Source organism: Erythrobacter litoralis (assembly GCF_001719165.1).
In the GTDB taxonomy this organism is placed as follows: Bacteria; Pseudomonadota; Alphaproteobacteria; order Sphingomonadales; family Sphingomonadaceae; genus Erythrobacter; species Erythrobacter litoralis.
In genome coordinates this window covers 3,022,330-3,035,963 of the sequence record NZ_CP017057.1, presented here as the reverse complement: position 1 = coordinate 3,035,963, position 13,634 = coordinate 3,022,330, and the positions used below count along the sequence as shown (strand labels likewise).

Here is a 13,634-nt window from a genome sequence, read left to right as displayed (position 1 = left end):
ACGCGCTGTGCCAAAGAGCCGCAGCGGGCGCGAGGCGCCCGGTGCGGCATAACATCTATTAAGAGGTTCCCTTGGTGCTGTCGATACTTGCCGCAAGCGGCGCAGCCGATCCGATCTACTGGTCCGATCTCGGCCTCATGCCCGGCATCCCGATCGGCCCCTTCACGCTGCGCTTCTATTCGCTGGCCTATCTGATCGGCGTGATCTTCGCTTACTGGCACCTGTCGAAGATGATCAGGCAGCCAGGCGCGCCGATGGCGCAGCGCCACGCGGACGACCTGTTCTTCTACTGCACGCTGGGCGTCATCATCGGCGGCAGGCTCGGCTATGCGGCGTTTTACACCGGGGGCGATACCGGCATCCCGTCCGCCTTCACCGATTTCTCGGGCGAGGGATTCGTCAGCTGGAAGCTGCTGCGGCTGTGGGACGGGGGCATGTCCTTCCACGGCGGCCTCGTCGGCGTCCTTGTAGCGATCGGTTTCGTGTCGTGGCGCGGCAAGCTCGATTTCCTGCGCGTGTGCGACTACATCGCGGTCAATGTGCCGATGGGCATGATGCTGGGCCGCCTCGCCAATTTCGTGAACGGCGAGCTATGGGGCCGCGAGACCGACGTCGCCTGGGGGATGATTTTCCCAGGCGCTGGCGAAGTGGCCCGCCATCCCAGCCAGCTCTACCAGGCCGGGCTCGAGGGGCTCCTGCTGCTCGTCGTGCTGCTCGCGCTGTTCTGGAAGACGCGTGCGCGCTATCGCCGCGGGCTGCTGGTGGGCATTTTCACGCTGGGCATCGGGATCGCCCGCTTCGTTAACGAATTCTTCCGCGAACCCGACCCACAACTGGCGCTGCTGGCGCGCGAAACCGGACTGTCGATGGGGCAATGGCTGACGATACCGCTGATCGTGATTGGATTGATTGTCACGTTTTACGCCGTGACGAGGAAGCCGGTGGGAACCGGCAAGGCCAAGGATCCCCAGGCCGCCTGAACGAAAGGGAGTGGCGCCCGCGGGGCCTGCTGCTGATCGAGCCTGACGGGAGCGAGACGCTCGCCGGGGACGAGGCGGCGCGGCGCGAGGCGCAAGCGCGAAAGCGTGCCGAAGCGGCCGAGCGCAGGGAGGCGGAGGAACAGGCCCGCACCCGTGTGGCAGCCGAGGCGAAGGCACGCAAGCAGGCCGAGGAGGAAGTTCGCCGACGGGCCGAGGCCGAGGCGAAGGACCGGGCCGAAGCAGCCGAACGCGCGCGCCTCGAGGCTGAGGCGAGACGGCGCGCGCAAGTCGAGCGCAAGGCGAGGGAAGAAGCCGAGGCAAAGGCTCGCGCGGAAGCGGAGGAGCGCGCGCGAAAGCTTGCCGAGGAGAAGGCTCGCCGGGAGGCGGAGGAGAAGGCTCTCCGGGAGGCGGAGGAGAAGGCCCAGCGGGAGGCTGAGGAGAAGGCTCTCCGGGAGGCGGAGGAGAAAGCCCGCCGCGAGGCCGAGGAAAAGGCCCGCCGGGAGGCGGAGGAGAAAGCCCGCCGCGAGGCGGAGGAGAAGGCCCGGCGGGAGGCTGAGGAGAAGGCTCTCCGGGAGGCGGAGGAGAAAGCCCGCCGCGAGGCCGAGGAAAAGGCCCGCCGGGAGGCGGAGGAGAAAGCCCGCCGCGAGGCCGAGGCCAAGGCCCGCAAGGAGGCCGAGGAAAAGGCTCGCAAGGAAGCCGAAGAAAAAGCGCGCAGGGACGCCGAGGAAAGCGCGCGCAGGGCTGAGGAAGAGGAAAAGGCCCGCCTGCTTGCAGCGCAGGACGCCGCAAAGGATCTCGGCAAGACCTTCCGCCGGCTCATTCGCGAATCCGGGCCGATCAGCCTCGCGCAATACATGGGCGAGAGCAATGCGCGCTATTATGCCAGCCGCGACCCGCTCGGCGAGGATGCGGACTTCATCACCGCGCCCGAAATCAGCCAGATGTTCGGCGAACTCATCGGTCTGTGGCTCGCCGATGTCTGGGTCAAGATGGGCACCAAGAGGCAGCCCCATTATGTCGAGCTCGGCCCCGGCAGGGGCACTCTGGCGACCGACGCGCTGCGGGCAGCGAGGCGCTATGGGCTCGAACCGGAAATTCATTTCGTCGAGGGCAGTCCCGCCCTGCGCAGGATCCAGCGCGAGGCCTTCCCGGGCTGCACGCATCATGACGATCTTTCGACCCTGCCCGAGGATTGCCCGCTGCTGATCGTCGCCAACGAATTCTTCGACGCACTGCCGATCCACCAGCTCGTCCGCTCGGCGCAGGGCTGGCACGAACGCATGGTCGGGCTCGAAGGCGACGATCTCGTCTTCGTCGCCGGGGACAAACCGATGGACGCCGTCGTCCCGCCGAGCTGGGCTACCGCCGCGCAGGGAACGATGATCGAAACCAGCCCGGCCGCCGTGACCGTCATGGGCGAAATCGCGACCCGGCTGAAGGAACAGGGCGGCGCGGCGCTTGTCATCGATTACGGCGCGAAGGAGCTGCGCGCAGGCTCGACCCTGCAGGCGATCCGGGCGCATGAAAAGGTCGACGTGCTCAGCTCTCCGGGCGAGGCGGACCTCACCGCCCATGTCGATTTCGAACTGCTGCAGATGGTCGCCTCAAAGCATGGGGCCGATGTGATGGGTCTTCAGACACAGGGCGAATGGCTTCGCCAGCTCGGCATCGACACGCGGTTGGAGGCGCTGCAGCGCAAGAACCCGGCCGAGGCCGAAGTGCTCGCGCGGCAGCATGCCCGGCTGACCGCCGATGATCAGATGGGGCTGCTGTTCAAGGTCATGGGGGTGTGCGGGCGGCGCTGGCCGTTCGGGGCGGGCTTCGACTGAGGCGGCCGCTTCGTGCTATGGCCCCGCCCGTGATTCTTCGCTTCGTCCTTTTCGCCTTCGTGCTGGCCGCCCCGGCGAGCGCCGCCGACCCCATTGCCGGGCGGTGGGTGACCGAAGAAGGCGACGCGATCATCGAGGTCGGCGCGTGCGGCAAGTCCACCTGCGGCCGGATCGCGCGGTTTCTCGTCCCGCCGCCCGATGGGCTCAACCAGCGCGACATCAACAATCCCGATCCCCAGCTGCGCCGGCGAAAGCTGCTCGGCCTGCCGGTGCTATATGGCTTCGACGAGGAGGCGGACCTCTGGCGCGGGCGGATCTATGATCCGAAAAGTGGCAAGAGCTATCGCTCGGTCATCCGCCGCACGGGGATTGACCGGCTCGAAGTGAAGGGCTGCGTCGCTTTCATCTGCCAGACGCAGGTCTGGAAGCGCGCGCGCTAGAGGCCGATCTCCCGCGCCAGCCAGCGTGCGGCTTCGGCGGGGCTGACCTTTTCCTCGTCCTTGCGATCGACCATGTAATTGGCGCGGCGCATCGCCTCGACATCGATCGCGCCGATGAGCGGTTCCAGCGCCGCCTTGAGCCGGTCGTCGCCGGCAACGCGGGGGGAGAGCATCAGCATCGCGTCATAGGAAGGCAGCGCCTCCTTCGGGTCTTCGAGCACGACGAGATCATAGGCCGCGATCCGCCCGTCCGAGGTATAGGCACTGATCGCGTCGGCCTCGCCCGAGACGAGCGCATTGTACATGAAGGTGGGCGAGAAATTGCGGGTTTCGCCAAAGCGCATGCCATAGGCCTCGCGCACCGCGACCCATTCGGGCCGCTCGAAGAATTCGGGATCGCCGCCCACTGTCAGGCGCGGCGCGACCGGGGCGAGATCGGCCAGCGTTTCGACGCCAAGTTCCTCCGCCCGGTCGCGGCGCATGGCGAAGGCATAGGCGTTCTCGAACCCGAGCCGGCCCAGCACGAGCACGCCGTTCGTTTCCATGTCCCACGTCTTGATCTGCTCGTACATTGCATCGCGCGGCGCGCTGTCGGTGCGTTTCATCTCGTTGGTCCAGATCGTGCCGGTGTAATCGATCGAGATGTCGATGTCGGAACTCGCGAGCGCGCTATGGACGACCGCCGAACCCAGTCCGTCGCGATATTCGACGCTGTATCCCGCTTTTTCGAGCTGTGCGCCGACCAGCTTGGAGAGAATATATTGCTCGGAAAACTGCTTGGCCGCGATCACGACCGTGTCCTCGTCGTCGCCCGCGTTCTGGTATGCCAGCGCGCCCGCCACCCCCAGCGCCACCGCGACAAGGCCGCTCGCCCACATCCAGCGCCGCCGGGTCGCGAGGCCCGTCTCGATCAGGCCGAGCAGGCTGTCGGCGACCAGCGCCAGCCCCGCGCTCGCGACGCACCCGGCAAGGACCAGCGCCCAGTTCTGGGTCTGCAGGCCCGCAAAGATCGGATCGCCGAGGCTCGGCTGGCCGATCGTCGTCGAAAGCGTTGCGGCGCCTATCGTCCACACGCTTGCGGTGCGGATGCCGGCCATGATGAAGGGCGCTGACAGCGGCGCTTCGACCAGCGCCAGCTTCTGCCACGAAGTCATGCCGACGCCATCCGCTGCCTCGAGCACGCCGGGGTCGAGATTGGCCTGCGCGGTGACGGCGTTCCTCAGGATCGGCAGCAGGGCGTAAAGCGCGAGCGCAAGCAGGGCCGGCAGAAAGCCCAGCGTCGGTAGGTCCTCCCCGAACACGGCGCGCAAGGAGAGCAGGATCGGGAAGAACAGCGCCAGCAGCGCCAGCGCCGGGATGGTCTGGACGAGGCTTGCGAAACCCAGCGCGATTCGCGCCACCGCGCGCGACCGGCTCGCCCAGACCGCGAGCGGCAGCGCGACCGCTATGCCGAGCCCGATCGCGGAGGCCGCGAGCACGACATGGGCTGCGAGCTTGTCGCCGAGGCCGAGCAGGATGCCCCCGAACCCGTCCACTATCCGCGCTCCATCCGGGCAAGCTTTTCCGCCTGTTCGCGCGGGACCGCGACGAGGCCCTGCGCGATCTCTCCGCCCTCCCCGGCAAGCAGCGCGTGCGGGCTCTCGTCGGCAACGATCCGGCCTGCATCCATCACCAGCACGCGGTCCGACAGGAGGAGCGCCTCGGCCATGTCATGCGTGACCATGACCGTGGTGAGGCCGAGCCTGTCGTGCAGGCCCCGAACCGTATCGCCCAGCGCATCGCGGGTGATCGGATCGAGCGCTCCGAACGGTTCGTCCATCAGCAGCAATTCCGGATCGCCGGCCAGCGCCCGTGCCACGCCGACCCGCTGACGCTGGCCGCCCGAAAGTTCGTCGGGCATGCGCTCGGCCATGTCGGCATCGAGTTCGACCAGACCGAGCAATTCGGCGATCCGCTGTTCGGACAGGCTTTCCCCGGCAAGGCGCGGGCCGATCGCGATGTTCTCGCCTACCCGCATGTGCGGAAAAAGGCCGATGCCCTGGAAGACATAGCCGATCCGGCGGCGCAGGGTGGCGGGCTTCGCCTCGGCGACATCCTCGCCGGCGAACAGGACCCGGCCCGCGCTCGGTTCGACCAGCGTGTTGACCGTCTTGAGCAGGGTCGACTTGCCCGAACCCGATGCGCCCACCAGGGCGACGAAGCTGCCCGCCGCGACCTCGAGGCTGACCCCGCCGACCGCGACGACTTCGCCCGCATCGCCATAGCGGCGCTCGACACGCTCGAAAGTCAGCAGCGCGTCGCCGCGCCGGGAGGGTGTTTCTTGCATGCGCGTGAACCTAGCCCGCGCTCTCGTCGTCGGCGTCTTCGTCGCTCGCGGCCGTCTCGGGCGGGAGATAACTCACGCGGCGCAGCTGGATCGCCCGACCGTCGGCATCGCGCGCGCGCATCGTCCCGTCATCCTCCAGACCCAGCGTCTCCCAGCATGCCCCGGGCCGGTCCTGCGTCGCCGGAGTGAAGCACAGCAGCCCGTCCTCGCTGCGTCGCCATTTCCCCTCCTGGAGGAATTCACCGTTGCGATAGTCGCGATAGGTGCCGTCGGCATCGAACTGGGTGGTGTAGACCGATCCGTCCCTGCCGATCGTCAGCCAGCCCGTCTCGGCCATGGCGAGGCGTTCGGGGGATTTTTCCTCGGCCTCCGGTTCGCTCGGGGTTTCGGCGCTCTCCCCGCTGCCCGTTGCGGTCGCGGCAGGAGAGAGCACCTCGGCGCCATCGCAGGCGGCAAGGAGAAGCGGGGCGAGCCACAGAAGACGTCTAGGACGTAACACGCGCACGAGCCTAGAGCCGAAGCGCGCTCGCGCCAAGTCCGCGCCGGGCTTTAGCGTGCGATCTGTTCGAGCGGGACGGCGATCCGCGCGCGCAGCCCCTCTGGCCGCCATTCCTGCGTCATCGTCCCGCCGAGCTGGCGCTCGACCGCCATCTTCATTAACCGCGAGCCGAAGCCTTCGTCCGCCGGCGGGCGGGTTTCGGGCCCGCCGCTTTCGGCCCATTCGATCACGACGCGGTCGTCTTCTGTCTTGAGATGGATCGTCACCCGCCCGCTTTCGCTGCCGAGCGCTCCGTATTTGGCCGAATTCGTCGCCAGTTCGTGAAAGGCGAGCGCGAGCGGGGTCGCCGCACGGCGGCCGGGTTCGATCGTCTCGCCGTTGATGATCACCGCATCCGAACCCGGAACGCCATAGGGCGCCATCAGGACGCGCAGCAGCTCGGCAAGGTCGCTTGCCCGGCTCTCGCCCAGCTGCAGCGCGTAATCATGTGCCCGCGACAGCGCGTGGATGTGGGCGGTCAGCACATCGGCGAATTCGCGATGCGTCGCAGCCCCGCGCGCGTGAAGCGAGATCAGTCCGACGATCACCGAGAAAATGTTCTTGATCCGGTGCGCAAGCTCCCCTGCGAGCAATTCGCGCTCCTCGGAAATGCGGTGCGTGTCGTCGATATCGGTGATCGTCCCGAACCATCGCGCACTTGCCGGGTCGCTCGAGGAGGGCACCGCGCGGCTCAGCACCCAGCGATAGCTTCCGTCGGCCACGCGCAGACGCCATTCGTCCTCGAACAGCGCGGCGCTTTCCATCGCCTCGCGCAATTTCCTCAGGCTGGATTCGTAATCCTCCGGGTGGATCACCGCACGCCAGTCCTCGACATTTAGCGGGGCGGGGTTGCCGGTGACCTCGCTGAAACGCGCGTTGAAATAGTCGAACTGCATGCCGGGCGAAGAGGACCAGGCGATATCGGGGACCGAATCGAGCACGAATTGCAGCCGGTCGGCGCTGGCCTGGATCTCCGCCACGTTGCGGCGCGCCTGGCGGTGGGTCTCGACCCGCCGCTTGACCGCCGCAGCGAGCACGAGGAGCCCCTCGCGCTGCATTTCGGTGAGCCCGCCGGGCCGCGGCTCGCTGTCGGTCACGCACAGCGCGCCGAGCGGGGCGCCCTCGGCCGAGACCAGCGGCACGCCGGCATAGAACCTGAGATGCCGTTCGCCCGCCACTGCGTCGAAGTCGGCAAAGCGTTCGTCTCCGCTCGCATCGGGCACTTCGAGGATGTCGCCGCCTTCCATCGTGTACGCGCAGATGCTGGTAGAGCGCGGTGTGTGGTCGGTGTCCCATCCGGTGCGGGCGACGAAATATTGCCGTTCGGCCTCGACGATGCTGACCGCGGCCTGTCCGGTGCCGCAAAGATGCGCGGCGAAACGGGAAAGGCGCGCGAGTTCGGGATCGCCGTCGAGCGTGTCGAATTCGAAGCTCGCAAGGACGACGAGCCGCTGATCCTCGCTGCAATAATCGCGCGCGGGCGGTGTGCCGTTCGGCCAGGGGGAAGGCTCGGGATGGGTCAGCTGCTTATCCTTCGCGGCAGGACGCCTCGAATGGCTGCCATACAACAAGCCCGCCGCCCGTCAAAACAAGCGCGCTGCGTCCACAAGCCCCCTGCCAGCGGCGCTTCGCAGCGCCGCGGTTTGCCTTTCCCCGGCGCGTTGCTATGCGCCGTGGGAGAGGAAGGAACAGCGCTGCGAGGCGCACCTTCGAGAGACACCTGAGGATTTTCATGCGAGCCACCCCCGAATTCGATTTCCAGCTCGGCGAAGCGGCCGAGATGATCCGCGACACGACCGCGCGTTTCGCCGATGAACAGATCGCGCCGCTGGCCGAACGCACCGACCGCGAGGACCGCTTCCCGCGCGAATTGTGGCAGCCCATGGGCGAGCTTGGCTTCCACGGCATCACCGTCGAGGAGGAATGGGGCGGGCTCGGGCTCGGCTATCTCGAACACGTCATCGCGGTCGAGGAAGTGAGCCGGGCGAGCGCCAGCGTCGGCCTGTCCTACGGCGCCCATTCCAACCTGTGCCTCAACCAGATTCGCCGCTGGGGCAATGACGAACAGAAGGCGAAATACCTGCCCGGCCTCATTTCGGGCGAGCATGTCGGCAGCCTTGCCATGTCGGAGGCGGGCGCGGGGTCGGACGTCGTTTCGATGAAGCTGAAGGCCGAGGCGGTTCAGGGCGGATACGTCCTGAACGGCACCAAGTTCTGGATCACCAACGCGCCCGAGGCCGACACGCTGGTCGTCTATGCCAAGACCGACAGCGAAGCGGGATCGCGCGGCATCACCGCCTTCCTGATCGAAAAGGGCGACGAAGGCTTTTCGATCGGCCAGAAGATCGAAAAGGTCGGCATGAAGGGCTCACCCACCGCGGAATTGGTGTTCGACGATTGCCACGTGCCCGAAGACCGCGTGATGGGCCCGGTCAATGGCGGCGTCGGCGTGCTGATGAGCGGTCTCGATTACGAGCGCGTCGTACTCGCCGGGTTGCAACTGGGCATCATGCAGGCGTGCCTCGACACGGTCATTCCCTACCTTCGCGAGAGGAAGCAGTTCGGAAAGCCCATCGGATCTTTCCAGATCATGCAGGCCAAGGTCGCCGACATGTATGTCGCGCTGCAATCGGCGCGCGCCTACACCTATGCCGTGGCGAAGGCCTGCGATGCCGACCGCACCACCCGTTTCGATGCGGCGGGCGCGATCCTGCTCGCGAGCGAAAACGCCTTCCGTGTCGCGGCGGAAAGCGTGCAGGCGCTGGGCGGGGCGGGTTACACCACCGACTGGCCGGTCGAACGCTACATGAGGGACGCGAAGCTGCTCGACATCGGCGCGGGGACCAACGAGATCCGCCGCATGCTGATCGGGCGCGAACTGATCGGTGCTGCGCATTGAGCGAAACCCTTCTCGCCGTCCTCCAGTATTATGGTGCCGGCGCGGGGCTCGTCGCCGCCTTCATCGTCTCGCTCAATCTCGGCACGCGGCCCACGGGCTGGGGTTTCGTGATCTTCGTCACCTCCTCGATCGCGCTGATCGCCTGGGGCTTCATGAACGAGGAGGGGCAGGGGATCGGCTGGCAGAACATTGGCCTCCTCGCGATCAACCTCGTCGGGGTCTATCGCTATCTCTTCGCCGCAGGCGATGACGACAAGGAACCGGAAGAAACGACCGCATGACCGCACCCGTCCTGACCTCGAAACTCGACCGCGAAGCGCCCGATGCGAAGGCGCGCTTCGAGCATAATAGGGCGCTCGCCGAGGAATTGCGCGCGCGGGTCGCCGAGGCCGCGCTCGGCGGGCCGGAGCGCAGCCGCGAGCGCCATGTCGGGCGGGGCAAGCTGCTCCCCCGCGAGCGCGTCGAACGGCTGCTCGATCCCGGCTCGCCCTTTCTCGAGATCGGACAATTGGCCGCGAACGGCATGTATGAAGGCGACGTCAGCGCTGCCTCGATCATCTGCGGCATCGGACGCGTGTCGGGGCGGCAGTGCATGATCGTCTGCAACGATGCGACCGTTAAGGGCGGCACCTATTACCCGATGACGGTCAAGAAGCACCTGCGCGCGCAGGAGATCGCGCAGGACAATCGACTGCCCTGCATCTATCTGGTGGACTCCGGCGGGGCGAACCTGCCGCATCAGGCCGAGGTGTTTCCGGATCGCGATCACTTTGGGCGGATTTTCTTCAATCAGGCGAACATGAGCGCACTCGGCATCCCGCAGATCGCCTGCGTCATGGGTAGCTGCACTGCCGGGGGCGCCTATGTCCCGGCGATGAGCGACGAGACGGTGATCGTGCGCAATCAGGGCACGATCTTCCTCGCCGGGCCACCGCTGGTGAAGGCCGCAACGGGCGAGGAAATCAGCGCCGAGGACCTTGGCGGGGGCGATCTCCACGCCAAGAAATCGGGCGTTGTCGATCACCTTGCCGAGAATGACGAGCATGCGCTCACCATCGTGCGCGACATCGTCAGCCATCTCGGCGCGAACACCGCAGCGGCGAGCGACGTGGCCCTCAAGGACCCGCGCCCGCCCAAGTTCGACGCCGAGGATCTCTACGCTCTCGTCCCCGACGACGTGCGCGCGCCCTATGATGTGCACGAGGTCATCGCCCGGCTGGTCGACGGCAGCGAATTCCACGAATTCAAGCAGCATTATGGCGCGACGCTGGTCTGCGGCTTTGCCCACATCTGGGGGATGCCGGTCGCGATCCTTGCCAACAATGGCGTGCTGTTCTCCGAAAGCGCGCAGAAGGGCGCGCATTTCATCGAGCTCGCCTGCCAGCGCCGCATTCCGCTGCTGTTCCTCCAGAACATCTCGGGCTTCATGGTCGGCGGCAAATACGAGGCGGAGGGCATCGCCAAGCATGGCGCGAAGCTCGTCACTGCGGTCGCCACCGCCACCGTGCCCAAGGTCACCGTCGTGATCGGCGGAAGCTTTGGTGCGGGCAATTACGGCATGTGCGGGCGGGCCTATTCCCCGCGCTTCCTGTTCACCTGGCCGAATGCGCGCATCAGCGTGATGGGCGGGGAACAGGCCGCGTCCGTCCTCGCCACCGTCCACCGCGACGCGGACAAGTGGGACGAACGCGAAGCCGAGGCGTTCAAGGCGCCGATCCGCCAGAAATACGAGGACGAGGGCAACCCCTACTACGCCACCGCCCGCCTGTGGGACGACGGCGTTGTGGACCCCGTGCAGACCCGCGACGTGCTTGGCCTTGCATTTGCCGCCTGCCTCGAAGCGCCGATCCCTGAACGCCCGCAATTCGGCGTTTTCCGCATGTAGCCCGGCCCGCTTTTTCCCGCTTGCCCTTGCCCCTTGGCAAGGGCAGGAAGCGGCAAGCGGGAAGGACGCTCGATGCAGTGGAGCGGCGTAAAGGGCGTGGTCGAAATCCGGTCGGAGCGTGACCTCAGCAAGCGCATCGGGGAGCTGGACCCCGCCACCAGTCCTTTCGGCGTGCTGTCGCGCGGCGGGAGGCATTTCATCCAGGTCGCGGCCGAGGGCGGCGGCTTCGTCATCGAGAAGCGCGAGGGCGGCGAGGACAGCCATGTCCACGCCCGGCGCACCGGCGGCCGCCCGTCGCCGAAACCGCCGAGACCCGGTTTCTTCAAGCGCCTGCTGGGCGGGGGCCGAGGCAAGCGCGATGCCGACACCTTCACTCTTGGCGAGGTCGAGGCGGTCCTGTTGGCCTGGTACGAAGACCGCCCGGATCCCGATTTCCTCCGCTGGGATTCCGGCCCCTCCTGAAACCCCGACGCTTTCCCTTGCGTAACTTACCCAGGTTAGGCCAAAAGAACCGCTCTGGGAGGGATCTTTGCTGCATCAACCGGTCGAGGCGGGGCACATGCCGCGCAAGCCCACGCTGCTTTCACGCATCGTGCGCCGCATCATCATCTGGATCTATGCCTGGAAAGGCTGGAAGATCGAGGGATCGCTGCCGAAGCATCTCAAGAAATACGTGATCGCGGGTGCGCCGCACACGTCGAACTGGGATTTCGTCTTCTTCGCCGGGGCGACGCACAAGGAAAACATCCTCCCGAACTTCATGGGGAAGCACACCCTGTTCACCGGCGTGATGCGCAATTTCATGCTCGACATGGGAGGCATCCCGGTCGATCGCACGAAAAAGGCGAACGCGACCCAGCAGGTGGCCGAGGAATTCGCCCGCCGCGAGGAACTCGCGCTGGTGATCGCCTGCGAAGGCACGCGCAAGACCGACGGGCGCTGGAGGTCGGGCTTCTACCATATCGCGCAGGCCTCCGGCGTGCCGATCGTGCCCGCTTATGCCGATAACGAGAACATGGTGATCGGCTTTGGCCCGCCGCTGGTCCCGACCGGCAATTACGGCGAGGACCTTCTGAAGCTGGCCGAGTGGTTTCGTTCGAAGCTGCCTGATTACGAAAGATTCAAGGTGCTCGAGGCGCAGGCCCGGGCGATCATCGAGGGACGCAACGATGTTTGAGGCATTGCTGGTCAATGCAGCCCTGCTGCTGGCGCTGGTGCTGGTGCAATGGGCGATTTCGGTGAAGATCGACGACGTGTCGTTCATCGACGCGTTCTGGGGCGCGGGGATGGGCGTGCTGGCAATCGCGAGCTGGCTCCAGCTGGGCGAACCGGGCGCGCTCGCCACGCTGCTGATGGTGATGACCGGGGCGTGGGGCTTTCGCCTCGGCGGATACCTGTTCCTGCGCTGGCGCCGCGAAGGCGAAGACAAGCGCTACAAGAAGATACTCAAGAAGGACCGCGAGAAAGGCAATTTCGCGATCGCTGCGCTGACCAAAGTGTGGCTGATGCAGGCGGTGCTGCTGTTCATGGTGTCGAGCCCGGCGCAGGTCGGCATCCTCGCGAGCGCGCCTGCCGCGCCGCTCACCTGGCTCACCTGGCTGGGCGTTGCGATCTACCTTGTCGGCATTTTCTTCGAATGGGTCGGCGACTGGCAGTTGACGCGGTTCAAGGCGGACCCGGCGAACGAAGGACAGGTGCTCGACAGCGGGTTGTGGCGCTACACTCGCCATCCCAACTATTTCGGGGATTTTGCGGCGTGGTGGGGGATCTGGCTGGTCTGCGCGAGCGTCGGCTGGGGCTATGCGGCAGCGACCGTGATCGGGCCGCTCTTTCTCAGCTTCACGCTGACGAAATGGTCGGGCGTCACCCTGCTCGAAAAGGGCATGGACCGTTCGAAAGGCGACAAATACGCCGATTACAAGCGCCGGACCTCGGCCTTCTTCCCCCTGCCGCCCAAATCGGCAGGGGAGGCGCGGGCTAGCGGTTGACCGGCGCTTTTGCCGATCGCTGCGACGCGCAAAATTTACCGCCCTGCCTTTAAGCTGCCGCTTGCCTGACCTATGTCGGGAAAAGTTCATCGAAGGCGCGAGGCGATAATGGCACTCTCACCGCAAGACCGCGAGGCGGAACGGCATCGGATTGCGCGCATGGTGCTTGATCTCGTCAAGCAGCGCGGGACCGAGATTCCCTATCAGACCGCGGTCGCCGAAAGCGGCCTGACCCGCGCCCGCTTCGAACAATTGTTCGAGGATTACGACGATCTGTTCGATGCGATCGCGCAGATCTGGCTGCGCCGACATATCGAAGTGATGGAGGAGGTGCTGGGCGCCGACCTTCCCCCTCCGCGCAAGATGTACGAATTCTTCCGGCGCCGCTTCGTCATCAGCCGCGAGCGCTTCCGCGACGACCCCGAATATTTCACCATCGTTTGCGAGATGGGCGCGGCCAATTTCGAAAAGGTCCGCTCCTATGTCGACCTTGCCGACCATTACCTGTGCGAGCTGATCGTCCAGGCGCAGGCGGATGGCTATTTCGCGGGGCTTTCGATCGATGAGGCGCTGTCGCTCATCAACCAGATGGTCTCACCCTACACGCTGCCCGAATCGCTGATCTATCTCGGCGAGAAGCTGACCGAGGACAAGCTCGCGCGGATCGTCGACACGGTCTTCATCGGCCTTTCGGGCGAGACCGGCGGCGCGGCGCGCGGGGTCAACGCGTTGCGGGTGGCGGGCTAAGG

Annotated in this window: 14 protein-coding genes; 10 read left to right on the top strand and 4 right to left on the bottom strand. The window is 66.2% G+C overall.

The annotated features are described in order from the left end of the window. The first annotated feature begins 74 nt into the window (after positions 1 to 74). Genes lgt through Ga0102493_RS14460 form a run of 3 tightly spaced genes read left to right on the top strand, consistent with a single transcriptional unit; the run spans position 75 to position 3,249 of the window. A complete protein-coding gene (gene lgt / locus Ga0102493_RS14470; protein WP_034902833.1) occupies positions 75 to 980 on the top strand; it encodes a prolipoprotein diacylglyceryl transferase in 906 nt (301 codons plus the stop codon). Further along, positions 875 to 2,809: a class I SAM-dependent methyltransferase gene (locus tag Ga0102493_RS16540; RefSeq protein ID WP_335660409.1), complete on the top strand. Its 1,935-nt coding sequence runs from the start codon at positions 875 to 877 to the stop codon at positions 2,807 to 2,809. The genes lgt and Ga0102493_RS16540 overlap by 106 nt, the downstream gene beginning before the upstream one ends. Positions 2,810 to 2,826: 17 nt before the next feature. Continuing rightward, positions 2,827 to 3,249, top strand: a complete 423-nt coding sequence (locus Ga0102493_RS14460; RefSeq protein ID WP_034902209.1) for a DUF2147 domain-containing protein — start codon at positions 2,827 to 2,829, stop codon at positions 3,247 to 3,249. Here the strand turns inward: Ga0102493_RS14460 and Ga0102493_RS14455 are convergent. The 4 genes from Ga0102493_RS14455 to gsrK are packed head-to-tail and all read right to left on the bottom strand — an operon-like array spanning position 3,246 to position 7,684. Beyond that, positions 3,246 to 4,784 carry a glycine betaine ABC transporter substrate-binding protein gene (locus Ga0102493_RS14455; RefSeq protein WP_034902207.1) on the bottom strand — a complete coding sequence of 513 codons (1,539 nt, stop codon included), beginning with the start codon at positions 4,782 to 4,784 and terminating at the stop codon, positions 3,246 to 3,248. The genes Ga0102493_RS14460 and Ga0102493_RS14455 overlap by 4 nt on opposite strands. After that, entirely contained in the window at positions 4,784 to 5,575 is a 792-nt protein-coding gene (locus Ga0102493_RS14450; RefSeq protein WP_034902205.1) for an ATP-binding cassette domain-containing protein, read from the bottom strand. The genes Ga0102493_RS14455 and Ga0102493_RS14450 overlap by 1 nt, the downstream gene beginning before the upstream one ends. Positions 5,576 to 5,585: 10 nt before the next feature. Further along, complete coding sequence (locus Ga0102493_RS14445) at positions 5,586 to 6,074, bottom strand: hypothetical protein (RefSeq protein ID WP_150132494.1); 489 nt, start codon at positions 6,072 to 6,074, stop codon at positions 5,586 to 5,588. A 50-nt stretch (positions 6,075 to 6,124) separates the two neighbouring features. Beyond that, positions 6,125 to 7,684 carry an HWE-family sensor histidine kinase GsrK gene (gene gsrK, locus Ga0102493_RS14440; RefSeq protein ID WP_081845576.1) on the bottom strand — a complete coding sequence of 520 codons (1,560 nt, stop codon included), beginning with the start codon at positions 7,682 to 7,684 and terminating at the stop codon, positions 6,125 to 6,127. A 161-nt stretch (positions 7,685 to 7,845) separates the two neighbouring features. Here gsrK and Ga0102493_RS14435 point away from each other — a divergent pair, with 161 nt between their 5' ends. The 7 genes from Ga0102493_RS14435 to Ga0102493_RS14405 all read left to right on the top strand — a co-directional run bounded on the left by Ga0102493_RS14435 (position 7,846) and on the right by Ga0102493_RS14405 (position 13,632). Next, positions 7,846 to 9,012: an isovaleryl-CoA dehydrogenase gene (locus Ga0102493_RS14435; RefSeq protein WP_034902201.1), complete on the top strand. Its 1,167-nt coding sequence runs from the start codon at positions 7,846 to 7,848 to the stop codon at positions 9,010 to 9,012. Further along, positions 9,009 to 9,293: a hypothetical protein gene (locus tag Ga0102493_RS14430; protein WP_034902200.1), complete on the top strand. Its 285-nt coding sequence runs from the start codon at positions 9,009 to 9,011 to the stop codon at positions 9,291 to 9,293. Before Ga0102493_RS14435 ends, Ga0102493_RS14430 begins: the two co-directional genes overlap by 4 nt. After that, a complete protein-coding gene (locus Ga0102493_RS14425) occupies positions 9,290 to 10,897 on the top strand; it encodes a carboxyl transferase domain-containing protein (RefSeq protein ID WP_034902199.1) in 1,608 nt (535 codons plus the stop codon). Before Ga0102493_RS14430 ends, Ga0102493_RS14425 begins: the two co-directional genes overlap by 4 nt. 72 nt (positions 10,898 to 10,969) lie before the next feature. Further along, a complete protein-coding gene (locus Ga0102493_RS14420; RefSeq protein WP_034902198.1) occupies positions 10,970 to 11,359 on the top strand; it encodes a hypothetical protein in 390 nt (129 codons plus the stop codon). A 97-nt stretch (positions 11,360 to 11,456) separates the two neighbouring features. After that, positions 11,457 to 12,074, top strand: coding sequence for a 1-acyl-sn-glycerol-3-phosphate acyltransferase (locus Ga0102493_RS14415; RefSeq protein ID WP_034902196.1), 618 nt, complete (start codon positions 11,457 to 11,459; stop codon positions 12,072 to 12,074). Further along, entirely contained in the window at positions 12,067 to 12,885 is an 819-nt protein-coding gene (locus tag Ga0102493_RS14410) for a DUF1295 domain-containing protein (protein WP_034902194.1), read from the top strand. The genes Ga0102493_RS14415 and Ga0102493_RS14410 overlap by 8 nt, the downstream gene beginning before the upstream one ends. A 108-nt stretch (positions 12,886 to 12,993) precedes the next feature. Further along, on the top strand, positions 12,994 to 13,632 hold the full coding sequence (locus Ga0102493_RS14405) for a hypothetical protein (protein ID WP_034902193.1): 639 nt from the start codon (positions 12,994 to 12,996) through the stop codon (positions 13,630 to 13,632). Positions 13,633 to 13,634 lie beyond the last annotated feature (2 nt).